Here is a 23,062-nt window from a genome sequence, read left to right as displayed (position 1 = left end):
AAGCACTACAAAAGAGCACATTCAAGGAGGCGGCCACTCGAGGGCTCGGGCGTTGACCCCGCTGGTAGGCTGACAGCGGCTGCTGACCCCATGCGGGAGAGTCCTCCGATTCACCTCGGAGGCGCCGAAGGAGCAACTCCTCCCCGGAATCTCTCAGGCTCACGTACCGCACGGACGAGGTCACTCTGGAAAGCAGGGCGGGTGTCGACGGCTCCCGCCCTCACCGACGGTGAAAGCCGGGATCTTCGGGCCCGGTGAAGCTCTCAGGTTAGATGACAGAGGGGGAGGCCGTCGGGGTACCCGCGCCGTGGTGCCCCTCGAAGGTCGCGTCAGACCAGGAGGCCTCCGCAATGACCGCCCATCGCATTCCGCTCTCGGAGCTCGAAGCGGGCATCCCCTTCGAGCAGCGTCACATCGGGCCCGACCAGGAGGCGCGGGCCAAGATGCTCGCGCAGGTCGGCTACGGCTCGCTGGACGAGCTGACCGCCGCCGCGGTCCCGGATGTCATCAAGAACGCCGACGCCCTCGATCTGCCGAGCGCCCGCACCGAGGCCGAGGTGCTGGCCGAGCTGCGTTCGCTCGCCGAGCGCAACCAGGTCCTCGGCTCGATGATCGGCCTCGGCTACTACGGCACCTTCACCCCGCCGGTCATCCTGCGCAACGTCATGGAGAACCCGGCCTGGTACACCGCCTACACGCCGTACCAGCCGGAGATCTCCCAGGGCCGCCTGGAAGCCCTGCTGAACTTCCAGACCGTGGTCGCCGACCTCACCGGTCTGCCCACCTCCGGCGCCTCGCTGCTCGACGAGGGCACGGCCGCCGCCGAGGCGATGGCGCTGTCCCGGCGCATGGGCAGGAACAAGAAGGGCCTGTTCCTGGTCGACGCGGACGCCCTGCCGCAGACCGTCGCCGTCATCGAGACGCGTGCGGAGCCGACCGGCGTCGAGGTCGTCGTCGCCGACCTCAGCGAGGGCATCCCGGCCGACATCGCCGCCCGCGAGATCAACGGCGTGCTGATCCAGTACCCGGGCGCCTCCGGTGCCGTACGCGACATCAAGCCGGTCATCGAGCAGGCGCACGAGCTGGGCGCCCTGGTCACCGTCGCCGCCGACCTGCTCGCGCTGACCCTGCTGACCCCGCCGGCCGAGCTGGGCGCGGACATCGCGGTCGGTACGACGCAGCGCTTCGGTGTGCCGATGGGCTTCGGCGGTCCGCACGCGGGCTACATGGCGGTGCACGAGAAGTTCGCGCGCAGCCTGCCCGGTCGTCTCGTGGGCGTCTCCGTCGACGCCGACGGCAACAAGGCCTACCGGCTCGCGCTGCAGACCCGTGAGCAGCACATCCGCCGCGAGAAGGCCACCAGCAACATCTGCACCGCACAGGTGCTGCTCGCCGTGATGGCCGGCATGTACGCCGTCTACCACGGACCGGAGGGCCTGAGGGCGATCGCCCGGCGCACGCATCGCTATGCGACGATCCTCGCCGCGGGGCTGACGGCCGGCGGTGTCGAGATCGTGTATGGTGCCTATTTCGACACCCTGACCGCGCGTGTGCCCGGCAAGGCCGCCGAGATCGTCGCGGCCGCCCGGCAGAACGGGGTCAACCTCCACCTCGTCGACGCCGACCATGTCTCCCTGGCCTGCGACGAGACCACCACGCGGGCCCAGCTGGGCGCCGTCTGGTCCGCCTTCGGCGTCGAGGGCGACATCGAGGCGCTGGACGCGAGTGCCGAGGACACCCTTCCCGAGGCGCTGCTGCGCACCGACGCCTTCCTCTCCCACCCGGTCTTCCGGCAGCACCGCTCCGAGACCGCGATGCTGCGCTACCTGCGCAAGCTGGCCGACCGTGACTACGCGCTCGACCGCGGCATGATCCCGCTGGGCTCCTGCACCATGAAGCTCAACGCGACGACCGAGATGGAGCCGGTGACCTGGCCGGAGTTCGGCCAGCTGCACCCGTTCGCCCCGGCCGAGCAGGCGCAGGGCTACCTCACGCTCATCCGTGAGCTGGAGGAACGTCTCTGCGAGGTCACCGGCTACGACAAGGTCTCGCTGCAGCCGAACGCCGGTTCGCAGGGCGAGCTGGCCGGCCTGCTGGCCGTGCGCGGCTATCACCGCGCCAACGGCGACGAGCAGCGCACCGTCTGCCTGATCCCGTCCTCCGCGCACGGCACCAACGCGGCCAGCGCCGTGATGGCCGGCATGAAGGTCGTCGTCGTCAAGACCGCCGAGGACGGCGAGATCGACGTCGAGGACCTGCGGGCCAAGATCGAGCAGTACCGCGACGAGCTGGCCGTGCTGATGATCACCTACCCGTCGACGCACGGCGTCTTCGAGGAGCACGTCGCCGACATCTGCGCCCAGGTGCACGAGGCCGGCGGCCAGGTGTACGTCGACGGCGCCAACCTCAACGCCCTGGTCGGCCTCGCCAAGCCGGGCCACTTCGGCGGCGACGTCTCGCACCTGAACCTGCACAAGACCTTCTGCATCCCGCACGGCGGCGGCGGCCCCGGTGTCGGCCCGGTCGCGGTCCGCGCGCACCTGGCGCCGTACCTGCCGAACCACCCGATGCAGCCGGCCGCGGGCCCGCAAACCGGCGTCGGCCCGGTCTCGGCCGCTCCCTGGGGCAGCGCGGGCATCCTGCCGATCTCCTGGGCCTATGTCCGGCTGATGGGCGGCGAGGGTCTGAAGCGGGCCACGCAGGTCGCCGTGCTCTCGGCGAACTACGTCGCCAAGCGTCTGGAGCCGCACTACCCGGTCCTCTACACCGGCCCCGGCTCTCTGGTCGCGCACGAGTGCATCATCGACCTGCGCCCGCTGACCAAGGCGACCGGTGTCAGCGTCGACGACGTGGCCAAGCGGCTGATCGACTACGGCTTCCACGCGCCGACCATGTCCTTCCCGGTGGCCGGCACGTTGATGATCGAACCGACGGAGTCGGAGGACCTCACCGAGCTGGACCGCTTCTGCGACGCGCTGATCGCCATCCGCGCGGAGATCGAGAAGGTCGGTTCGGGCGAGTGGCCGGCGGAGGACAACCCGCTGCGGGGCGCCCCGCACACCGCGGCCGCGCTCGGCGACGACTGGGCGCACTCCTACAGTCGCGAGGAGGCGGTCTTCCCGGCCGGCGTCTCGGCCGCTGACAAGTACTGGCCGCCGGTGCGCCGTATCGACCAGGCCTTCGGTGACCGCAACCTGGTGTGCTCCTGCCCGCCGCTGGACGCGTACGAGGACTGAGCGAGCGATGAGATGCAGGGCCCCGTCCGGTTTCCGGGCGGGGCCCGCGCCGTCCTCAGGCCGTCGCCAGCGCCACCTCGGTGGACTTGATCAGGGCGATGACGGCGGAGCCGGCGGAGAGCCCGAGATCACCGGCCGACTCCCTGGTGATGGCCGAGGTCACCGAGCCGCCGTCGATCGAGATCTTGACGGTGGCCATCGCGGCGCCGGTCGCGATGTCGGTGACCGTGCCCGGCAGCTGATTGCGGATCGAGACACGGTCGATCGGCGCGGTGGCGAGGGAGACCTCGGTGGACTTCACCAGGGCCCGCACGGAGGAGCCTGCGGCGAGACCGAGGTCCCTGAGGGCTTCCAGGGTGATCGCCGCGGTGAGGTCCTGGCCCCCGTCGAGGCGGATCTTGACGGTGGCCATGGCCTCGCCGGGCTGGATCGCGGTGACCGTACCGGGAAGCTGATTGCGGATGCTCAGGGTCATGGGCACCCACGGTAGGGCGCCCGTCCGCTCAAGCCGGGTATGCGTGGGTCTGCATCGCTTTGACCGTCGCCCAGACGGCGGCGCCGGGGTGCAGTTCCAGTTCGGCGGCGGCGACCGTGGTGACATCGGCGGCGAGGGAGAGTTCGCCGTCGAGGTCGGCGCGGATCTGGTCGCCGTGCGTCTCCAGGCCGGCCACCTCACAACGCCAGAGATTGCGGGCGCTGGCCCCGGTGGGCCGGTCCCGGAACAGGGTCACCGCGCTCGGCGGGAAGGCCACGAAGACCGGCCCGGAGAGGTCTTCCGTGGTGGTGATCTCGGGCCCCGCGTCGAGTCGTACGGTGTGCCGCTCCGCCCGGCCCCGGTAGAGGTTGAGGCCGACGAGCTGGGCGATGTAGTCGGTGCGCGGATGGCGGGCGATGTCGGCGGGGGTGCCCTCCTGGACGACCCGGCCGTGCTCGATGACCACCAGCCGGTCCGCGAGGACCATGGCGTCCAGCGGGTCGTGTGTGACGAGGACGGCGACGGCCTCGAACTCGGCCAGATGACGGCGCAGTTGACCGCGGACCTCCAGCCGGGTGCGGGCGTCGAGGGCGGCCAGCGGCTCGTCCAGGAGCAGCAGCCGGGGGTGGGTCGCCAGGGCGCGGGCGAGGGCCACGCGCTGCGCCTGCCCGCCGGAGAGCCGGCGGGGCTTGGCGCCCGCGTGGGCGGCGAGGCCCATCCGGTCCAGCCATGCGCCGGCCTGTTCCCGGGCCTCGGACTTGGAGACGCCCTGGCAGCGGGGTCCGAAGGCCACGTTGTCGAGGGCGGTCAGATGCGGGAAGAGCAGGTAGTCCTGGAAGACCACGCCGACCGGGCGGGACTCCGGGGGAGTGCGGTCCAGGGAGGCGCCGTCCAGGTTCAGATGGCCGTCGGTGAGCGGGGTCAGGCCGGCGAGGGCGCGCAGGGCGGTGGTCTTGCCGGCGCCGTTGGGGCCGAGGAGGGCGAGGACGTCTCCGGGGGCCGCGGTGAGGGTTATGTCCAGATGGAATGCGGCGCGGTCGACGACGAGGCGGGCGTCCAGGCCGGTGATCGGGTGCGGGTGCGTGGTGGGGTGCCGGCCTTCGGCCGGCTTTGGATTCCCACCCGCACCACCCGTACAGCTGTCGTTGTCGGGTGCGGGTGGCCCCTGTGGGGCGGAAGCACCGTCGGCGGCCGCAGGTCGGTTGTCCGTCATGATGTCGTCATCCAACGGTCCCTGAGGCCGGCCAGTACCGCGATCGACACCGCCAGCAGGACCAGGCTGAGGGAGATGGCGGCGTCGGGGTCGTTCTGCAGGGCCAGGTAGACCGCGAGGGGCATGGTCTGGGTGCGGCCGGGGAAGTTGCCCGCGAAGGTGATCGTCGCGCCGAACTCGCCGAGCGCACGGGCCCAGGCCAGCACCGCGCCCGCCGCGATGCCGGGCGCGATCAGCGGCAGGGTGACCCGGTGGAACGCGGTGAAGCGGGACGCGCCGAGCGTGGTCGCCGCCTCCTCGAAGCGCGGGTCGGCCGCGCGCAGGGTGCCCTCCACGCTGATGACGAGGAACGGCATCGCGACGAACGCCTCCGCGATCACGACCCCGGTGGTGGTGAACGGCAGAGTGATCCCGAACCAGGCGTCCAGCCACTTGCCGATCACCCCGTTGCGGCCGAGGGCCAGCAGCAGGGCCACACCGCCGACCACCGGTGGCAGCACGAGCGGCAGAGTCACCAGGGCCCGTACGAATCCCCGGCCGGGGAACTCCGTACGGGCCAGCAGCCACGCCAGCGGCACGCCGAGGACGAGACTGACGGCCGTTGCCGCGGTGGCGCTGACCAGCGACAGCTGGAGCGCCTGCCACACCTCGGTGCTGGACAGCTGGTCCGGCAGGCTGCCCCAGGGCGCGCGGACGAGCAGCGCGACCAGGGGCAGCAGCAGGAACGCCAGCGCCAGCAGCCCAGGCAGCAGCAGCGGCAACGGCACCCCGCGTCGGCCCCCCGTGCCGACGCGGCGGCGCCGCGGGCGGCCCGTGCGGGGGCCGGCCGCGGCGCCGGGTTCGTGGAGCGAGGTCACGGCTTGAGGAAGCCGGCCTGGCTCAGCACCTTCTGGCCCTCGGCGGACTGCACGAGGGCGATGAACGCCTTGGCGGTCTGGGCGTTCGGCGCGTTCTTCAGCAGGACGATCGGGTAGTCGTTGATGGCCTTGGCGGACTCGGGGAACTCCACGCCCTCCACCTTGCCACCCGCGGCGTGCACATCCGTCTTGTACACCACCGCGGCGTCGGCCTCCTTCAGCTCCACCTTGTTCAGGGCGCCCTTGACGTCCTGCTCGTAGGAGACCGGGGTGAGCTTGAGGTGGCCGGCGTCCAGGGCCTTCTGCGCGGCGGCGCCGCACGGCACCGTCTTGTCGCACAGCACGACCTTCAGGCCGGACTTGGTGAGGTCCTTCAGCGAGGCCACCTTCTGCGGGTTGCCCGGCAGGGTGGCGATCTCCAGCTGGTTGCGGACGAAGGTGGCCGGGGTCCCGGCCGCGTCCTTCTTGTCCGTGACGATCTTCATCGTCTTGGGGCTGGCGGCGGCGAAGACGTCCGCCGGGGCACCGCCGGTGATGCTCGCGGCCAGGGTGTCACTGCCGCCGAAGTTGAAGTTGACGTGGGTGCCGGGGTGCTGCTTCTCGAACTCCTTGCCCAGGGCCGTGAAGCTCTCCTTCAGGGAGGCGGCGGCGAACACGGTGACGTCGCCGGACAGCTTCGGCGAGTCCGAGGACCCCGACGAGGCCGAGGTGTCCTTGGACTTGGCCGAGTCGGACGAGGAGGAGCAGGCGCTGAGTGCCATCAGGGCGGCGGCTCCCGCACCGGCCAGCTGCAGCATCCGCCGGGTGCGGCGCACGGAACGGGTCATCACGTTGTACTCCTCGCGTTCTGTGGGACAACTGTCGCGCCCTGTCGCGGCCGGCGAAAACCGGCCGTGCGGCGATGATACTGCCGCATCTGCCAGGTGTAAGTCTCCTGTCATATCGCATGAGCTGCGAACATGTGACTTGTAGCTTGCATGTGCGTTTGCACGGGGAGCTGTGGCGGGTACGGTGCTGCGGGAGGTGGTCGCAGGTGACGCTCGCGGAACTCGACCTGACCGGTGATCTGGCCCGGCCCACCCGGCTGACCGTGCCGGAGCTGCTCCGCTGGCCGCAGCACCGGGTGGACGTCAGCTTCGAGTGCGCGACCAGCGGCATCCAGCACCACCGGTTCGCCGGCCCCCGGCTGTACGACGTCCTCGCCGACGCAGGGCCCGGTTTCGACCCGGCACGGCGCAAGGACCGGCTGCGCTTCCTCATCGCGGTCACCGGTACCGACGGCCACCACGCCGTGCTGTCCTGGGCCGAGATCGACCCGGACTTCGCCGACGCGCCCGTTCTGCTGGGCGTGCGCATCGACGACACCCCGCTGGACGCGGCCGGGCCCCAGCTGGTGCTCCCGCAGGACCGGTGCGGGGCCCGGCACATCAGCGGGATCACGGCGATCCGGGTGGACGGCGGCTACCGCTGTGGCGCTCCAGTTCCCGCCACACCCGGTCACGCAGCAGCGGCACCTCGGTGAACCGCACACCCGTCGCGTCCCGCAGGGCGTTCGCCAGGGCCGGGGCGACCGGGTTGAACGGACTCTCGCTCATCGACTTCGCGCCCAGCGGACCGATCGCGTCGGCCGTCTCCATGAAGTGCACCTCGGTGCGCGGCACATCGGCGTACTGCGGAAGCCGGTAGCGGCGGAAGGCCGCGGTGTCGACCGCGCCGTGCTCGTCCAGCAGGACGCGCTCGAAGAGTGTGGCGCCGAGCGCCTGGGCGACCCCGCCCTCGACCTGCCCCCGGCACTGCATCGGGTTCATGACCTTGCCCGCGTCGGCCGCGTGCACGCTGCGCAGGATGCGGATCTCGCCGCTGCCGGGATCCACCGCCACCCGGAACCAGTGCGCGTTGAAGGCGACCGAGCGCGGGGTGCCGCCGAAGTGTCCGTCGGCGGCCAGCTCCAGGCCGACCGCGCGGGAGGCCGCGTACACCTCCTTCAGCAGGAGGCGGCCTCCTGGGTGCAGGACGGCCTCCTCGTCGAGCCGGCAGCCGGCGCGCTCCACGCCCAGGTGGGCGGCGGCGAAGTCCAGCAGCTGGTCGGCGAGGGCACGGGAGGCGCGCAGGGTGGCCTTGCCGGCGACGACGGTGCCGGTGGAGGCGAAGGCGCCGGTGTCGTGCCGTACGACGTCCGTGTCGGACTGGCGGATGGCGACCCGGTCGACGGTGGTGGCGAGTTCACCGGCCGCGATCTGCTTGTGCACGGTCGTGGTGCCGTTGCCGAACTCGGCGGTGCCGACGGCCAGATCGAAGGTTCCGTCGGGCAGCAGGGTGGCCTTGGCGTCGGCGATGTGCCCGCCGGGCGGGCCGGTCGCGATCATCGCCAGGGCGGCGCCCTCACCGAGCAGCCAGCCGTCCGGGACGGGTTCGGTGCGAGGCTCGGCCTGGGCGCGGCGCACGATCGACAGACACTGGTCGAGGCCGTAGCTCGCGATGTGCAGGTCCTCCTCGTGGCCGCCCGGGGTGAGCATCGGCTCGTCGGGCCCGATGATGTTGCGCGCCTTGAAGTCCAGCGGGTCCAGGTCCAGCCGGCGGGCCAGTTCGTCCAGCGCGGACTCCACCGCGAACAGCACCTGGCCGAGGCCGTAGCCGCGGAAGGCGCCCGCCGGGACGGTGTGCGTGTACACCGAGAAGGCATCGACCTTCTTGTGCGCGGCGCGGTAGACCGCCATGGACTCGCCGACGCTGTGGAACATCACGGCCGGGCCGTGATTGCCGTACGCGCCGGTGTTCGCGACGACGCGGAGCTGGAGGGCGGTGAGGGTGCCGTCGCGGCGGGCGCCCGCCTTCACCCGGATCGTGAAGGGGTGCCGCGTGGTCGCGCCGTAGAACTGCTCGGCGCGGGTGTACTCCAGCTTCACCGGGCGGCGCAGCTTCAGTACGGCGAGGGCCACGATGTCCTCGACCAGCATCTCCTGCTTGCCGCCGAACCCGCCGCCGACCCGGCCCGCCATCACCCGGACCTGCTCCTCGGGCAGGTCGTACAGGGCGCACAGGGCGCGGCGGGTGAGGAACGGGGTCTGGGAGCTGGTGCGCACGGTGAGCCGGCCGTCCTCGTCGATCCAGGCGACCGCGCCGTGGGTCTCCAGGCTCGCGTGCTGGACCCGCTGGGTGCGGAAGGTCTCCTCGTAGATGACGTCCGCGTCGGCGAAGCCGGCCGCCACGTCGCCGATCTCGCCGTGCGCCTCGCCGACGACGTTGTCCTGCGGGCGGGAGATCCGGGCCGTGCCGGCGTCCTTGTCGTGGACCACGGGAGCCCCCGGCCGCATGGCGTCCTCGGGGTCGAGGACGGCGGGCAGCACCTCGTACGTCACCTCGATGCGCCGGCAGCCCTCCTCGGCGGAGGCCTCGCTGTCGGCGACCACGGCCGCCACCCGCTGCCCGATGTAGCGGACCGTGGTGTCGAGGACGCGGGTGTCGTCCGGGTCCTCCGTGGGGTGCTCGTGGCGGGCGGTGGAGAAGTGCCGTTCCGGGGCGTCGTGATGGGTGAACACGGCCTGGACGCCGGGCACGCGCAGGGCGGCGGAGGTGTCGATCGCGAGGATGCGGGCGTGGGCGTGCGGGGAGCGCAGCAGCTTCATGTGCAGCAGGCCCGGCACGTCGATGTCGAAGGTGTAGCGGGCGGTGCCGGTGACGACCTGCGGTCCGGCCGGGGCGGGCAGGCTGCGCCCGACGGACTCGCCGGGCGCGGGTGCCTCCACGTTCTTCACCCCGCGTACGGCGTCCTCGATGGCCCGGTAGCCGGTGCAGCGGCACAGGTTGCCCTTGAACGCCCTGGGCAGGTCGGCGAGTTTGTCCTCGTCGAGGGCGGCCGTGGTCATCAGGAAGCCGGCCGTGCAGAAGCCGCACTGGAATCCCTGCGCGTCGAGGAACTTCTGCTGGACGGGGTGGAGTTCGCCGTCCGGGGCGGCCAGGCCCTCGACCGTGGTGACGGCGTGGCCGTCGGCCCGGAAGGCCGGGTACAGACAGCTGTGCACGGGCCTGCCGTCGACATGGACCGTGCAGGCGCCGCAGTCGCCCTGGTCGCAGCCCTTCTTCACGCCGAACCAGCCGCGTTCGCGCAGATAGGTCCGCAGGCACTGGCCGGGGCGGGGCTCCTCCTCGAAGGTCCGGCCGTTGACGTCCACCTTCATCGCCGCTCCTCCCGCGTCAGCTCGCGGCGGATCTCCTCCGCCAGACGGAACGTCATGTGCCGCCGCCACTCGGGCAGTCCGTGGATGTCGTCGAACCACTCGCTGTCCGTGACCGCCCCGTCGATGGCCTCGCGCAGCGCCCCGGCCGTCGGGGCCAGCGGGAACCACAGCCGCACCGGGCGGACCGTGGCGGCGGTGACGGTGATGGCGACGGAGTGGTCGACCGGGTCGAGTGTGCCGATGACCAGGGCGGCCGAGCGGCCCAGTCCGTACAGCGAGGTCTGCCGGAACGCCGTGCGGCAGGCCAGGGCGCGGGCGGGGAGGGTGACCGAGCGCAGCATCTCGCCCTCGGCGAGGTCCTTGCGGCCCGCGCCGATGACGAAGTCGGCGACCCGGATCCGGCGCCGGGCGCCGTCCTGGGCGATGAGCAGGCACTCCCCGTCCAGGGCGGCGGTGAGGGAGATCATCGGGCCGGCGGGCAGACCGTTGCACAGGTTCCCGCCGACGGTGGCCATGTTCCAGATCTTGAACGAGGCGAGGAAGGCCCGGCAGCACTGCTCGAAGAGGGGTGCCGCCGGGGCGAGCAGATCCCGGGCGTAGCGCGACAGTTCGGCGATCGTGCAGGTGGCGGCGAGCTCCAGCGAGCCGTCCACGTGGCGGTGTACCGGCGTCCAGCCCATCCGACTGAGGTCCACCAGGCGCCGGAGATGCGGCTGGGGCTCGGAGAACAGGTACGTTCCGCCACCGAGCCAGGCGTCACCCGGCCGCCATGGCGCGCGCCGCCTGGCGTCTCGTATCTCGACCACCGTGTTCAGGTCCATGGCCGAAAGTGAATCAACGGGAACCGGCCTGGACGACTGGTGCGGAGCACGGAAAGCCCGACGCCGGCACAGCTCCCACTGGAGGATTCACCAAAGGGCATTCCCCTCCCGAAGGCTTGCATTTACGATGCTTCCTCTCGCACTCGGCTCGCGAATGCGAGATGCCGGGCGTCCTGCTCGCCGCCCGGCGGCCGTACGAGGAGCCAGCACATGCACGTCGAACACCTCCTTGGGGACGCCTCCCTCGGGCTGCGCCTGCTGTGGGCGGAGGACGCGCTGCTGAGGCGTGAAATCAGCGGAGTGACCGTCACGGACCTGGAGGACCCGGCCCGGTTCGTACGGCCCGGCGAGGTGGTGCTCAGCGGACTGGTGTGGTGGTCGCCCGACGGCGGCCTGGGCAAGGCGGAACGGTTCGTCTCCGCGCTCAGGGGCGCGGGGGCCGCCGCGCTGCTCGCGGGCGAGGAGACCCATGGCAGCGTGCCGGACGACCTGGTCGAGGCCTGCGTACGCCATGGGGTGCCGGTGGCCGGGGTGCCGGCGCACATCATGTTCCGGTCGATCACGGACACCGTGTATCTGCGCCAGTGGGGCGGGCTGAGCCGGCATCACGCGCTGCCCGAGAACACGCGGGTACGGCTGAGCCGGCTGCTCGCGCAGGAGGCCGGGCCGGACGACGTCCTCACCGCCGCCTTCACCCACCTCGGCGGGGCCGTCGCGTACGTCTTCACGCCCTCGGGGCGGACGGTCGCGGCCACACCGGGCGCGCCGGCCGTGCCGGTACGGGAGGCGGCCGCCCTGGTCGCGGACGGGGCCGGGGTCACCGCCTCCGTCGACGCCGGAGGTGTCTCCGCCTACGAGCGCTGGCTGCTGTACCTGCCCGATCCCGACGGTGCCCCGCCGCGCATGCTGCACGAGGTCGCCGCCGTGCTGGCGCACTGTCAGGAGGCCGGAGCCCGGCGTCCGCCGGCCGGGCTCCGCGCGGCGGACGAACTCGGTGCGCTGCTGTCCGCCTCGGGCGGGCTGGAGGACGCGGCCGTGGAGGCGGCGCTGCGCCGGTGCGGCCTGCCGGAGACCGGGCCGTACCAGGTGATCGTCGCCGACGCGTGGCTGCGGCTGCCGGAGGCACGGCAGCCGGGGGCGGGCCGGGCGCCGCTCGCGGAGGGCGCGTTGGCCGAGGTGGCCGGGCACCTGGTGGACGCGGGCGGCGGCGCTGCCTCCGCCGTCATGGAACCGGCCGGTGCCGGGGGCGCGGGCGAGCGGAGCCCCGCCGTGGCCGCCGTCGTCGGGTGGTTGCCGGACGGGTGCGCCTTCGCGGTGCTCTGCGGCGACGTGGCCGACGGCCGGGCGGACGAGGTGTGGCCGCTGGTCGCCGACTGCGCGCCCGGCACCGTGCTGCACGGCGGTATCGGCGTGCCCGTGGCGCGCCCCCGGGAGCTGGGCGGCGCGCTCGCGCAGGCCCGCTACGCCCTCGGTTCGGCCCGCACCGGCACACCCGACGTCTCCGGCCTCACCGACGCCCGCTTCCTCACCACCCTCGACTCCCTGCTCACGGGAGTGCCGGCCGAGGTGCGGACCGCCTACAGCCGTACGGTCCTCGGCCCGCTGCTGGAGAGCGACCGGCCCGCCGTCGCCGTCCTGCTGAGCACCCTGGAGACCTTCCTGGCCTGCGACGGCTCCTGGGCGCGTACGGCCCAGGAACTGCATCTGCACGTCAACACGGTGCACTACCGGGTGGAGCGCGTCGAGCGGCTGACCGGGCGCGATCTGTCCAGGCTGCGGGACCGGCTCGATCTGTGGGCGGCGCTGATGTGCCGGTAGCCGAGCGATCGGGGGACGCGGTCAGATGCGGTCGATGTGCACGTTGGTGGACTTCACACGCGCGGTGGCCTCCATGCCGACCTCCAGGCCCAGTTCCTCGACGGCTTCCCGGGTCAGCAGCGACACCAGCCGATGCGGGCCCGCCTGGATCTCCACCTGGGCGGCGACGTCACCGAGCTTGATCGCCGTGACGATGCCGGGGAAGGCGTTGCGGACGGAGGTGTGGGTGGTGTCCTCCTCGCCGCCGCCCGCCTTGGCCAGTTCGACCGAGAACGCGGCGAGGTCCCGGCCGTCGATGAGCCGTCGCCCGGCGTCGTCCCGATGGGTGGTCACCCGGCCCGCGTCGGCCCAGCGGCGGGCGGTGTCCGGGCTCACGCCGAGCAGCCGTGCCGCCTGGCCGATCGTGTAGGACTGCATGCGGGTCACGATACTTTCCGCGCTCAGCCGGTGTGGACGCGCGGGCGCCGGACGCGGTCCGCTTCGGCCTCGCGCAGCACCTCACGGGTGACCGGGGCGACCTCGCCCTGGCCGAAGAGGAAGAAGCGCAGGAAGTTGGCGAACGGATTGCCCTCGGTCCACTCGAAGTAGATGTGCGGGGTGCAGCCCGTCATGTCGCGGGCGTGCAGCAGGAGCGCGGCCAGGGCGTTCGGGATGGACGCGGACTCCAGGGTCAGCACCCGGTAGCGGTCGTGCAGCACCTCGCCGCGCACCGTCAGGCCCGCCTCGAACTCGGAGGGGTCGGTGACCGTGACCTCGACGAAGACGAAGTCCTCCTGCTCCGGCATGTCGTTGTCGGCGCGGATCTGCTCGATCTTGTCGCGGTACTCGGCCTTGTCGCGGTGCCCGGGCTCATTGGCGATGAACCGCATCTTGCGGCTGGCCATGTCCCGGACGAATCGTTCCGCCAGCGGGTCGAGCGTCACGCTGGTCACGCGCAGTTCGAAGGCGCGGGCCAGCCGGGACAGCAGCGAGACCAGCATGATGCCGACGATGAAGCAGGCACCGATCTTCACGCCGTCCGGGCGCTCGATGACGTTGGCGACGGTCACGTAGATCAGGACCGCCGACACGGTCGCGAAGCCGATGGTCCAGCCGCGCTGGCCCGCCCTGCGGGCGACGATGGTCACCGCGATCGCGGCGGAGGTCATGAGGACCAGCACGCCGGTGGCGTAGGCACCGCTCTGCGCGTCGACGTTGGCGTCGAAGAGCCAGGTGACCAGGAACGCGACCAGCGTGAAGACGATCACCATCGGGCGCACGGCGCGGGCCCAGTGCGGGGCCATGCCGTAGCGGGGCAGGTAGCGGGGCATCAGGTTCAGCAGACCGGCCATGGCCGAGGCACCGGCGAACCACAGGATGGCGATGGTCGAGAGGTCGTAGACCGTGCCGAAGGCGTTGCCCAGGTACTCGTGGGCGAGGAAGGCGAGCGCGCGTCCGTTGGCCTGGCCGCCCGACTTGAACTCGTTCGCCGGGATCAGCACCGTGGTGATGAAGCTGGTGGCGATCAGGAAGACGCTCATGATGAGCGCGGCGGCCGTGAGCAGCTTCTTGGTGTCGCGGATCCGGCCCTTGGGGTTCTCCTCGGTGTCGTCGGGGTCGCCCTGGACATGCGGCATCACGGCGACACCCGTCTCGAAGCCGGACAGACCCAGGGCGAGCTTGGGGAAGACCAGCAGGGAGACGCCGATCATGGCGAAGACGTTGCCGTGCTCGGTGGTCAGGGCGCTGGTCCAGTCGGTGACGACGTGTCCGGCGGTGAGAACGTGCCACATGCCGACGACCACGACCACGGCGTTCAGGCCGAGATAGGCCACCACCAAGGCGACCGCGACGCCGATCGCCTCCAGGAAGCCCTTGAGGAACACCGCGCCGAGCAGGGCGACCAGCAGCAGCGTGATCAGCATCTGCCGACCGTGCAGTGTGCTCTGCAGGTGCGGGTTCTCGATCAGGTGGGTGGAGGCGTCGGCGGCCGACAGGGTGATGGTGATCAGGAAGTCCGTGGCGGCGAAGCCCAGCAACGTCAGGACGAACAGCTTGCCCTTCCAGAAGGACAGCAGCCGCTCCAGCATCGCGATGGAGCCCTCGCCGTGGGGGCTCTCCTCCGCCACGCGGCGGTACACCGGGAGAGCGCCCGCCAAGGTGACCACGACGAGAACGAGGGTGGCGACAGGGGAGAGCAGACCGGCCGCCAAGGCCGCGATGCCCGGCTGGTAGCCGAGGGTCGAAAAGTAGTCGACACCCGTCAGGCACATGACGCGGTACCAGCGCTGGCCCTTGTGCGGGGGTTCCGGCTCGGCGTGCGGGCCCGTGTGGCCACCGGCCTTGCCCATGTCGGACAGCCCTTCCAGCATCCAGGCGCGTAGGCGGTTGGTACTGGGAGGCTGCTCGGTCGTGGCCATCGGCGTGCTCCTGTGTGCGGCTCAGCTCTTTCCGGCCATCACGCGGACGGCGGCAACAGCGTATGCAGAGAGTGACGCCGGGGCCCACGCATCCGGGCTCGGGAGGCGTCAAACTTGCGTTAAGAATGGCCCGGACACGACAGGCGCGCATCAAGAACGGGAGGCCGGAGAGGCTTGCCGAAAACACGGCCGTTCGGGTCAGTGTTCACGCCGTGGACCCGTGCACGGCCACCGAGTGTCATGTTTTCAGCGCGTCGAACGCACCACGTCATTCCATTCCGGACACCCGGAAGACCGCCTGGGCCGTCTCCTGGTCGAGACGCCGGGCGAGGCGGTGCAGGGCGGTCGTGCCGCACAGCAGGGTGCCGGCCGCCTCGGAGACCCGGGCGCCCTGGTCGAGCAGATACCACAGGTTCGGATTGCGGACCAGGATCTCCGGATCGATCTCGACCCGGTTGCCGAGGGAGTCGCGCAGGATCAGCCGCTGCGCGACACCGTCCAGGGGGCGCACCGTGATCAGCAGATCGGTGCGCACCCGGCGGGTGACCAGCAGGCGCCGCACGGCCAGCCAGCCCACGCCGGCCGACACGCGCACCGGGAACAGGACACACAGCAACAGCAGCGCGAGAGCCGCCCACAGGGCGCCGCGCCACCAGGTGAGGGAGCCGGCCGCCCGGTCGACACACAGCAGCAGTCCGAGCAGCACACCGGCACAGCCGGCCGCCGCGCGCACCTCCGCCGCCCAGCCGCGGTCGTGCACCACGCCGGCGGTGCCGGCCGGGGACGCGCCCGCGGGCCGGGCGTGGGTGTCGTCGCGGCGCTTCATGGCGCAGACGTTAGGCAGGCCCGGCCCCGCCGCAGCGCGGCCGAAGCGTTCCTTGACGGCCTTCTGACGGCCGACGGCCGGTTCTTGACGCGCCCCCAGCGCCGTACGGCCGCAGCGCCCCACCGCGACACCGCGCCACCTCCTCCAGCCCCGTGCATCCGGCCGTGCATCCGGCAAGGCCGTCACAAGCCCCGGATGCCGTCACAAGCCCCGTATGTCCATCCGCAGATGCCAGGTGCAGCGCCGGTGTACGGACAGCAGTTCCGACTCCAGCGGTGACGGGGGCACCGCGAGGACCGGGCAGACCGCGTGTGCCAGGCAGTGCCGGGAGACCCGGCCGGAGAAGGCGCGGTGCAGGCCGCGCCGGCCCGCGCCCACCACCAGGACGTCGTCCTCCCGGTCGGCGGTCGCCACCAGCGCCGGGCCCGGGGCTCCCCGGACGACGACCGGACGCATCCGCACACCGGGGGCGTCCCCGCCGAAGATCTCGTCGAGCACCGAGGCCAGCCGCTGACCGGCGAGCCGCTGCCAGTCCTCGATGAGCAGACCGGCGGCGGGGGAGCGGCGTGCGGCGGGGTCACCGCCCGGCGGCTCCCAGGCCAGCACCGGCCACAGTTCCGCGCCCAGCCGGCGGGCCAGCGTGGTGGCCCGCCGCAGTGCCGTGACGCTGCCCAGGGAACCGCTCACGCCGACCACCACCCGAGCGGCGGCCGAGGCGTCGTAACCGGACATCACTCCACCGTTCCTCGCGGGCGACGCCGGGTGTCTCGCGCGCGCACGTGCCCGCCCTGCAAGGCCCTTGCTTCCTTCTCCTGCTTCCTTCCATCCCACTCCCGTACCGGCGATTCGACCAGCCGGGCGGACTTCCTTCTCCATCCCGGCCTACGCCCCCGCGCTCGGCCGCCGACCGTGACCGTCCCCGGACATGCGTCGGGGCCGGTGCGCACAGGAGGTGTGCGGCCGGCCCCTCGGGTCGTTCGTGCTCCGCTCAGGCCGCGGTCATCACCTGGTCCGCACCGAGCGGGCGGTGCGGATCGATGATCCGGCCGTCAGGCAGCAGCTCACCGGTGTCCTCGAAGATCAGGACGCCGTTGCACAGCAGACTCCAGCCCTGCTCCGGGTGGTGCGCCACGAGACGGGCGGACTCCCGGTCGGCGGATTCGGCTGGCGGACACGGCGGCTGGTGCTGGCACATGGGCGGGATCTTTCGCTCTGTCGTGGTCATGTCCGTCCCCCGTGGTGATAAGTCGGTCGGAACCCAGTGTTGCCCGCTGGGCGTCATTCTGCAGGGATTTCGCAGCACCGCTTCTCACAGGTTGATGACGCGTCACCCGCGCGGACGGTTCAGTCCAAGTGGACTGTCCCTTTGGGTGGTTCGCAGTGGCCGGATGGGGCTAGTCCAAGCAGGCCAGACCGCCGACATGGACGTACCCCGCTCGCCCGGCGGGCGGCGGGGTACGCGGGGCCGGCGGGGTGCGCCGGCGGCGGGTCAGGCGGGCGAGCCCAGCACGGGCGGGCCGAGCAGCGGCACGGGTGTCGCGCGCTGGGTCAGCACCGGCAGCAACTCCGTGACCGGGAACGGATGGTGCGTCGGGATGCCGGGCGGGGCCGGCGCCAGCGGGACGAGCAGATCGGTGCCGGCCGGATGCCCCTCGGCTCCGTCGGCGGTGGTGTCGCCGTGCAGCCACAGGGTCAGCATGTACAGACCCGGCACCGACAGCAGACGTGCCTGGTAGGGCTGTTGCAGCACCTCGGCCTGGAGCAGGGCGCGCTCGGTGGAGGTGACGTACGGGCCTTCGAAGAAGTGCGAGAAGGCCCAGCCGTCGGGCGTGAGCATGGTCTCGGCCGCGGCCACCGCCCGGCCGCCGGACCGTATCAGAAAGCGCCAGCCCGCCAGCCGCGTCGCGGACAGGCCCTGCGCGGTGATGCGGTCCAGCACATGCACGGGCAGCGGGAGTTCGGGGGTCGTCGGGCCCTGCGCGGCGCGCAGGGAGGGAGTGCGTGCCTCACGGACCGCGGTGGGCGAACCGAGGGCGGCGAGGACGGAGCGCAGGGCGGGCGCGGGGGCAGGGGGCACGTGGAGCGGCATGTGGGTCGCCTCTCTCATTCGACAGGCGCGGCGGCGCGAGGAGGGGTGGGGCGGACGGCGCTGTCTGCTCACGCAAGGCCGGAAGGGTGAGGGCCCGGGTCGGTGAACATGGCTGCGGCTCGGCCTGCCGCCCGTCACCAGGACGGCCTGAACACGGCAGGAACCAGGACCGAGGGCGTCAGCCTTCTGCCTTGTGGGCGAAGTTTATACGACGTCTGTTCGGCCGTTGTTTCGTCTATGCCATTTCCGGGGGCCGTGCAAGGCGGTAATGCGCCAACGATTTGCGGGGCTTCTCCCGGTTCCCGGGCCGGTCCTCCGGTGCTGACCTCGCCATACGCGTCGGTAGCGGTCGGCTGGATGTCGTCGGCGTTTTTCACGAGTCGTTCAGGGAACCCGGAGTTCCGGACTGTTGCATGCCCCGTGAATGTGCCGCGGGGAACATTCCGACAGGGTAGCGGGCGCCTGGCTCGCGGGGGACGTTATCGATCGCTTCCGCTGGGCATCATCCTCCCACTGACCGGCAGCCCGGCGGCCGGATCGCCGGTCCGCCCATCCGAGGAGGGACACTTCGATGGGGGAGAAGGTCGTGGCAGGGCACTTCGACCTGTCCGATCGCCAGCGCTACCGCGAAAAGCTCCAGAAGTGCCTCACGGGACTGGAGCGGCTGTTGCGCGAGAAGCGATTCGACCGTCCTAAGAACCTCATGGGAGTCGAGATCGAATTGAATCTCGCCGGGCCCGACGGTATGCCGAAAATGTTGAACGGGCAGGTACTGGAGCGCATCGCGAGCCGTGATTTCCAAACAGAACTCGCCATGTTCAATCTGGAAGTCAACATCGCCCCACACAGATTGGGCGGCCGGGTATTCGACCGGCTCGCCGAGGAACTGCGCACCTCGTTCGCCTACGCCCACCGCAAGGCGGGCGAGGTCGACGCGGGCATCGTCATGATCGGCATCCTGCCCACGCTCGGCCGCGACGACCTGGTCTCCGCCAACCTCTCCGAGGTCGACCGCTACACCTTGCTCAACGACCAGATCGTCGCCGCGCGAGGAGAGGACTTCCGGCTGGACATCGAGGGCGTGGAACACCTCCTCTGCACCACCGAGTCGATCGTCCCCGAGGCCGCGTGCACCTCCGTGCAGCTGCATCTTCAAGTCACCCCGGCCCGGTTCGCGGATGTGTGGAACGCGGCGCAGGTGGCCACCGCCGCGCAGATCGCCGTCGGCGCCAACTCGCCGTTCCTGTTCGGCCGCGAGCTGTGGCGCGAGTCCCGGCCCCCGCTGTTCCTGCAGTCCACCGACACTCGCCCGCCCGAACTCCAGGCACAGGGCGTACGGCCGCGGACCTGGTTCGGCGAGCGGTGGATCACCTCCGCGTACGAGCTGTTCGAGGAGAATCTGCGTTACTTCCCGGCGCTGCTGCCGATCTGCGACGAAGAGGAGCCGCTGGACGTCATTGCGGCGGGCGGCACGCCCAGTCTCGCCGAACTGGTGCTGCACAACGGCACGATCTACCGCTGGAACCGGCCCGTGTACGGCATCGCGGACGGCGTCCCGCATCTCAGGGTGGAGAACCGGGTGCTGCCCGCCGGGCCGACCATCACCGATGTGATCGCCAACGCGGCCTTCTACTACGGCCTCGTCCGCGCCCTCGCCGAGGAGTCCAGACCGGTGTGGACCCGGCTGCCCTTCGCCGTGGCCGAGGCCAACTTCGACGCGGCGTGCCGGTACGGCATCGACGCGCGGTTCGTGTGGCCCCGGCGGGGGCGCTACGGCGGCACCGGCGTGGTCGACGCGGTCACGCTGATCCGCGACGAGCTGCTGCCGCTGGCCGCGGCCGGGCTGGACGCGTGGGGGGTGGAGGCCGCCGACCGCGATCTGTACCTGGGCGTCATCGAGGAACGCTGCCGGCGCCGGGTGAACGGGGCGTCCTGGCAGGCGGCCACGTTCCATCGGGCACTGGAGCAGGGGCTGACCCGTGAGGCCGCGCTCGCCGCCACGACACGGAGGTATGCCGAGCTGATGCACGGGGGCGAGCCGGTGCACACGTGGCCGGTGGGGTTGCCCGAGCGGGTCGCTCCGCTGGGTTTCGCCGACCTGGGGTGAGCGTCGTACGGGCCTTGGGTCCCGCGGCGGAGAGAACTTCTGCTCTCACCACTGCTTCTGCGATCCTTGCGGGGCGAGGGTGGGCCATGGGGCCCGTGAGCCGCAGGGAGGCAGGGGTGCAGGTGGAGGCTGACTCGGTGGCCGAGCCCGGGGTGCGCGGGGGCGACCCGCGGCGGATCCTGCGGGACGAGACGCTGCTCGTCCTCGGGCTCTCGCTGGGGGCGAGCGGGGTCTCCGCGCTGATCAGCTTCATCGGCTCGGTCACCAAGCCGGGCGGCCTGAAGGACCAGGCGGCCACCCTCAACGCCTCGGCCGCGCCCGGCCGCCCCTGGCTCGACCTCGCCTGGCAGCTGTTCGGCATCGCCACCGCGCTGATCCCCGTCGCCCTGGTTGCCCACTTCCTGCTGCGCGAGGGCGCCGGCCTGCGCACCCTCGGCTTCGACCGCAGCCGCCCCCGGCCCGACCTGGCCCGGGGCGCCGGGGTCGCGGCGGTGATCGGCAGCACCGGGATCGCCTTCTACCTGGCCGCCCGGGGTCTCGGCTTCAACCTCACGGTCGTCCCCGAGGCCCTGCCGGACGTGTGGTGGAAGTACCCGGTGCTGATCCTTTCCGCCCTGCAGAACGCGGTCCTCGAAGAGGTCATCGTCGTCGGGTATCTGCTGCGCAGGCTGGGCCAGTTGGGCTGGACCCCGGGGACCGCGCTGGTGGCCAGCGCGGTCCTGCGCGGTTCGTACCACCTCTACCAGGGCATCGGCGGATTCCTCGGCAACCTCGTCATGGGCGTGGTGTTCGTGTACCTGTACCGCCGCTGGGGGCGGGTCGGTCCGCTGGTCGTCGCGCACTCCCTGCTCGACATCGGCGCGTTCGTCGGTTACGCCCTGCTCGCGGGGAAGGTCGGCTGGCTGCCCACGGCCTGAGGCCGGCGGCCGCGCCGTTTCAGGCGTGCAGTTCGCCCTCGATGACCGTGACCGCGCGGCCGGTGAGCAGGGTGCGTGCGCCGCGCAGACCGGTGCGGACCAGGCCGGTGCGGCGGGAGGCCTGCAGTCCGGTGAGGTCGGTGCGGCCGAGGCGCGCCGACCAGTGCGGGGCGAGGGCGGTGTGGGCGCTGCCGGTGACCGGGTCCTCGTCGATGCCGACGTTCGGGAAGAAGCAGCGGGAGACGAAGTCGTAGCCGCGGGAGGCGTCGTCGGCGCGGGCGGTGGCGATGATGCCGCGTGCCGAGTAGGCGCCCAGGGACTTCAGGTTCGGGGCGAGGCCGCGGACCGTCTTCTCGTCGGCCAGCTCCACCAGCAGGTCACCGACGTCCGGGCTGGTGTCGAAGACGGCGGCCGGCTGCGCGCCGAGCGCCTCGGCGACCCCTGCCGGGAGCTCCACCGCGGTGAGCGGGGCCGTCGGGAAGTCGAGGGTGATCGAGCCGTCCGCCGTGGGCGTGGCGATGAGCACGCCACTGCGGGTGGCGAACCGCACCGGTCCCGGGTGGGCGCCGGTGGTGTGCAGGACGTGAGCCGTGGCGAGGGTGGCGTGCCCGCACATCGCCACCTCGGCGACCGGTGTGAACCAGCGCAGCGCCCAGTCCGCCGCGCCGCCCTCGGGCAGCCGGTGCGCGAACGCCGTCTCGGCGTGGTTGACCTCCATGGCGACGTTCTGCAGCCGGTCGTCGTCCGGGAAGGCGTCGTCGAGGAGCAGGACTCCGGCCGGGTTGCCGGCGAAGGGGCGGTCGGTGAAGGCGTCCACGATTCGAATGCGCATGACCCCGACGCTAGCGGCAGCGCCGGACGGCGGCCCAAGGCCAATTCGCGAATCCTGGCATGATTCCCGCGGACCTGCGGCCGGCACGTGGCCCGCGGCCGGCACGTGGCCCTCGGCCGGTACTTGGGTACAGCCGGCCTGAGCCGCCCGGCGAAGGCGGTCGGTGCTACTGAGGGTTGCCGTTGGCGGCGAGGCGGCTGCTCATGTCCGCGTAGGCGCGCCGGGAGTGGGCGTTGGCCGGGTCGTGGAGGAGCCGGAGGTAGTCGTAGAGGACCTGTACACACTCGTCCCGGGTGGGGTAGGACGCGTCGGAGGCCAGCTCAAGGCTCTTGGTGACCTCCATCAGCTTCCCGTCGTCCGCGGCGTACACCGGGTGCCAGACGAGTTTCACCGCCGGGTTGAGCGCCATGACCACGCGCAGTTGCGGGACCTCCTGCGCGATGAGGACGCTGTCGGGGTTGTACGCCCGCAGAAAGATGTGGACGGGGCCGCGGGCGCGGCTCACGAAGGCCTTGGACAGCACGTTCCACATGGGCGTCTTGAGCAGCCAGTCCGAGGTCAGGGTGAGCTTGTCGACCACGCCGCCGAAGGGGGTGGCCTCCAGGGGTGTGTGGCCCTTGGTGCGGGAGTAGTCGCTGACCTCCCGGCCGCCCGACCAGAGGGCCAGCGTCGGTGTGTCGATCTCCAGATAGTCGCCGACGACCTTCACCAGCTCCTGGTACCAGCTGTTCGACGCGCGGTGGTCGCGCTGTTCCTGGCGTTCGGTGAACTTCGCCATGGCCTCGTCGTTGAGCTGTCCCTGTTCGGCGATGCCGCCGAGGACGAGCTGCCAGGCGACGTCCGTGACATCGTCGGGGAAGCCCGCCCGAGTCATCATGTCGCGGAACGTGCCCCACTCGCCGTGCACGGTGGGCTCGGCGGCGTGCCGCCGAGCCTCGTCCCTGACCCCGGGATCCGGCTGGCGCTGGAGCCGGCGCGTGACGGCCGCGTTGCCCATCGTCCGCTGGAGGGCGGCGAGTTCGGCGGGACGCGGCGCCGGACCGGCGGCGAGCTCCGGAGCCAGCCCCTGCGCACGTTTCCTCGGCGCCGCCTCGGGTGCCGGCGACTGCGAGTGTGTCACTGCCTTTCGCACGCTCTCCAGCCCCTCCGGCTCGCCGTATGGCTCCGACACTAGGGCGTCGACACGGTTGCCACGAGGGCCGAAAGGGCAGTCAGGGGGCACCGGCGGACCCGGACCGGGCACTGGAGCGCGGTGGATCTCTGACGTCCTGAACCCGCAAACTCCAGTACTCAG

19 protein-coding genes and 1 riboswitch are annotated in these 23,062 nt (G+C 71.7%); of the genes, 5 read left to right on the top strand and 14 right to left on the bottom strand.

The features are described 5' to 3' along the window. Positions 1-83: 83 nt before the first annotated feature. Positions 84-179, top strand: a riboswitch (glycine riboswitch). Positions 180-350: 171 nt separating this feature from the next. Then, the gene (gcvP, locus tag IE277_RS30345) at positions 351-3,236 is read left to right on the top strand and encodes an aminomethyl-transferring glycine dehydrogenase (protein ID WP_189956905.1); all 2,886 of its coding nucleotides are present in this window, start codon (positions 351-353) and stop codon (positions 3,234-3,236) included. A 55-nt stretch (positions 3,237-3,291) separates the two neighbouring features. Here gcvP and IE277_RS30340 read toward each other — a convergent pair whose 3' ends face one another. From IE277_RS30340 to modA, 4 genes are read right to left on the bottom strand one after another with little or no spacing between them, the layout of a single operon-like run. Beyond that, positions 3,292-3,711 carry a TOBE domain-containing protein gene (locus IE277_RS30340; RefSeq protein ID WP_189956904.1) on the bottom strand — a complete coding sequence of 140 codons (420 nt, stop codon included), beginning with the start codon at positions 3,709-3,711 and terminating at the stop codon, positions 3,292-3,294. A 28-nt stretch (positions 3,712-3,739) separates the two neighbouring features. Next, a complete protein-coding gene (locus IE277_RS30335) occupies positions 3,740-4,924 on the bottom strand; it encodes an ABC transporter ATP-binding protein (protein WP_189956903.1) in 1,185 nt (394 codons plus the stop codon). Further along, positions 4,921-5,781, bottom strand: coding sequence for a molybdate ABC transporter permease subunit (gene modB / locus IE277_RS30330; protein WP_189956902.1), 861 nt, complete (start codon positions 5,779-5,781; stop codon positions 4,921-4,923). The genes IE277_RS30335 and modB overlap by 4 nt, the downstream gene beginning before the upstream one ends. Next, entirely contained in the window at positions 5,778-6,608 is an 831-nt protein-coding gene (gene modA / locus IE277_RS30325; RefSeq protein WP_189956901.1) for a molybdate ABC transporter substrate-binding protein, read from the bottom strand. Before modA ends, modB begins: the two co-directional genes overlap by 4 nt. Positions 6,609-6,814: 206 nt before the next feature. Between modA and IE277_RS30320 the strand changes: the two genes are divergently transcribed. Then, positions 6,815-7,303 carry a molybdopterin-dependent oxidoreductase gene (locus IE277_RS30320; protein WP_229882067.1) on the top strand — a complete coding sequence of 163 codons (489 nt, stop codon included), beginning with the start codon at positions 6,815-6,817 and terminating at the stop codon, positions 7,301-7,303. Here IE277_RS30320 and IE277_RS30315 read toward each other — a convergent pair. Further along, a complete protein-coding gene (locus tag IE277_RS30315; RefSeq protein ID WP_189956899.1) occupies positions 7,218-9,959 on the bottom strand; it encodes a molybdopterin-dependent oxidoreductase in 2,742 nt (913 codons plus the stop codon). The two genes, IE277_RS30320 and IE277_RS30315, sit on opposite strands and share 86 nt — an antisense overlap. Continuing rightward, positions 9,956-10,780 carry an FAD binding domain-containing protein gene (locus IE277_RS30310; protein WP_189956898.1) on the bottom strand — a complete coding sequence of 275 codons (825 nt, stop codon included), beginning with the start codon at positions 10,778-10,780 and terminating at the stop codon, positions 9,956-9,958. The genes IE277_RS30315 and IE277_RS30310 overlap by 4 nt, the downstream gene beginning before the upstream one ends. A gap of 210 nt (positions 10,781-10,990) precedes the next feature. Here IE277_RS30310 and IE277_RS30305 point away from each other — a divergent pair, with 210 nt between their 5' ends. Beyond that, positions 10,991-12,598 (top strand): PucR family transcriptional regulator, encoded by a 1,608-nt coding sequence (locus IE277_RS30305; protein ID WP_189956897.1) that lies wholly within the window; start codon positions 10,991-10,993, stop codon positions 12,596-12,598. A 21-nt stretch (positions 12,599-12,619) separates the two neighbouring features. Here IE277_RS30305 and IE277_RS30300 read toward each other — a convergent pair whose 3' ends face one another. From IE277_RS30300 to IE277_RS30275, 6 genes are all read right to left on the bottom strand, one after another. Then, positions 12,620-13,015, bottom strand: coding sequence for a TOBE domain-containing protein (locus IE277_RS30300; RefSeq protein ID WP_189956896.1), 396 nt, complete (start codon positions 13,013-13,015; stop codon positions 12,620-12,622). Positions 13,016-13,038: 23 nt separating this feature from the next. Continuing rightward, positions 13,039-14,997 (bottom strand): APC family permease, encoded by a 1,959-nt coding sequence (locus tag IE277_RS30295; protein ID WP_189956895.1) that lies wholly within the window; start codon positions 14,995-14,997, stop codon positions 13,039-13,041. A 268-nt stretch (positions 14,998-15,265) separates the two neighbouring features. Then, positions 15,266-15,823, bottom strand: coding sequence for a hypothetical protein (locus IE277_RS30290; RefSeq protein ID WP_189956894.1), 558 nt, complete (start codon positions 15,821-15,823; stop codon positions 15,266-15,268). 201 nt (positions 15,824-16,024) lie between these two features. Then, on the bottom strand, positions 16,025-16,555 hold the full coding sequence (locus tag IE277_RS30285; RefSeq protein WP_189956893.1) for a universal stress protein: 531 nt from the start codon (positions 16,553-16,555) through the stop codon (positions 16,025-16,027). A gap of 256 nt (positions 16,556-16,811) precedes the next feature. Continuing rightward, positions 16,812-17,018 (bottom strand): DUF5999 family protein, encoded by a 207-nt coding sequence (locus IE277_RS30280; RefSeq protein ID WP_189956924.1) that lies wholly within the window; start codon positions 17,016-17,018, stop codon positions 16,812-16,814. Between the two features lie 294 nt (positions 17,019-17,312). Then, entirely contained in the window at positions 17,313-17,912 is a 600-nt protein-coding gene (locus tag IE277_RS30275) for a hypothetical protein (protein WP_189956892.1), read from the bottom strand. A gap of 571 nt (positions 17,913-18,483) precedes the next feature. Between IE277_RS30275 and IE277_RS30270 the strand changes: the two genes are divergently transcribed. Both IE277_RS30270 and IE277_RS30265 read left to right on the top strand, forming a co-directional pair. Beyond that, entirely contained in the window at positions 18,484-20,019 is a 1,536-nt protein-coding gene (locus IE277_RS30270) for a glutamate-cysteine ligase family protein (RefSeq protein WP_189956891.1), read from the top strand. Positions 20,020-20,135: 116 nt separating this feature from the next. Then, complete coding sequence (locus IE277_RS30265) at positions 20,136-20,936, top strand: CPBP family intramembrane glutamic endopeptidase (RefSeq protein ID WP_373310926.1); 801 nt, start codon at positions 20,136-20,138, stop codon at positions 20,934-20,936. A 19-nt stretch (positions 20,937-20,955) separates the two neighbouring features. Here IE277_RS30265 and IE277_RS30260 read toward each other — a convergent pair whose 3' ends face one another. Together IE277_RS30260 and IE277_RS30255 are read right to left on the bottom strand one after the other, a co-directional pair. Then, positions 20,956-21,768, bottom strand: coding sequence for a PhzF family phenazine biosynthesis protein (locus tag IE277_RS30260; RefSeq protein WP_189956890.1), 813 nt, complete (start codon positions 21,766-21,768; stop codon positions 20,956-20,958). Positions 21,769-21,934: 166 nt separating this feature from the next. Beyond that, positions 21,935-22,900, bottom strand: a complete 966-nt coding sequence (locus tag IE277_RS30255) for a hypothetical protein (RefSeq protein ID WP_189956889.1) — start codon at positions 22,898-22,900, stop codon at positions 21,935-21,937. Between the last annotated feature and the right edge of the window lie 162 nt (positions 22,901-23,062).

Source organism: Streptomyces alanosinicus (assembly GCF_014650595.1).
In the GTDB taxonomy this organism is placed as follows: Bacteria; Actinomycetota; Actinomycetes; order Streptomycetales; family Streptomycetaceae; genus Streptomyces; species Streptomyces alanosinicus.
Note: the sequence above shows the minus strand (reverse complement) of the source record. Positions and strands in the feature narration are given on the sequence as shown.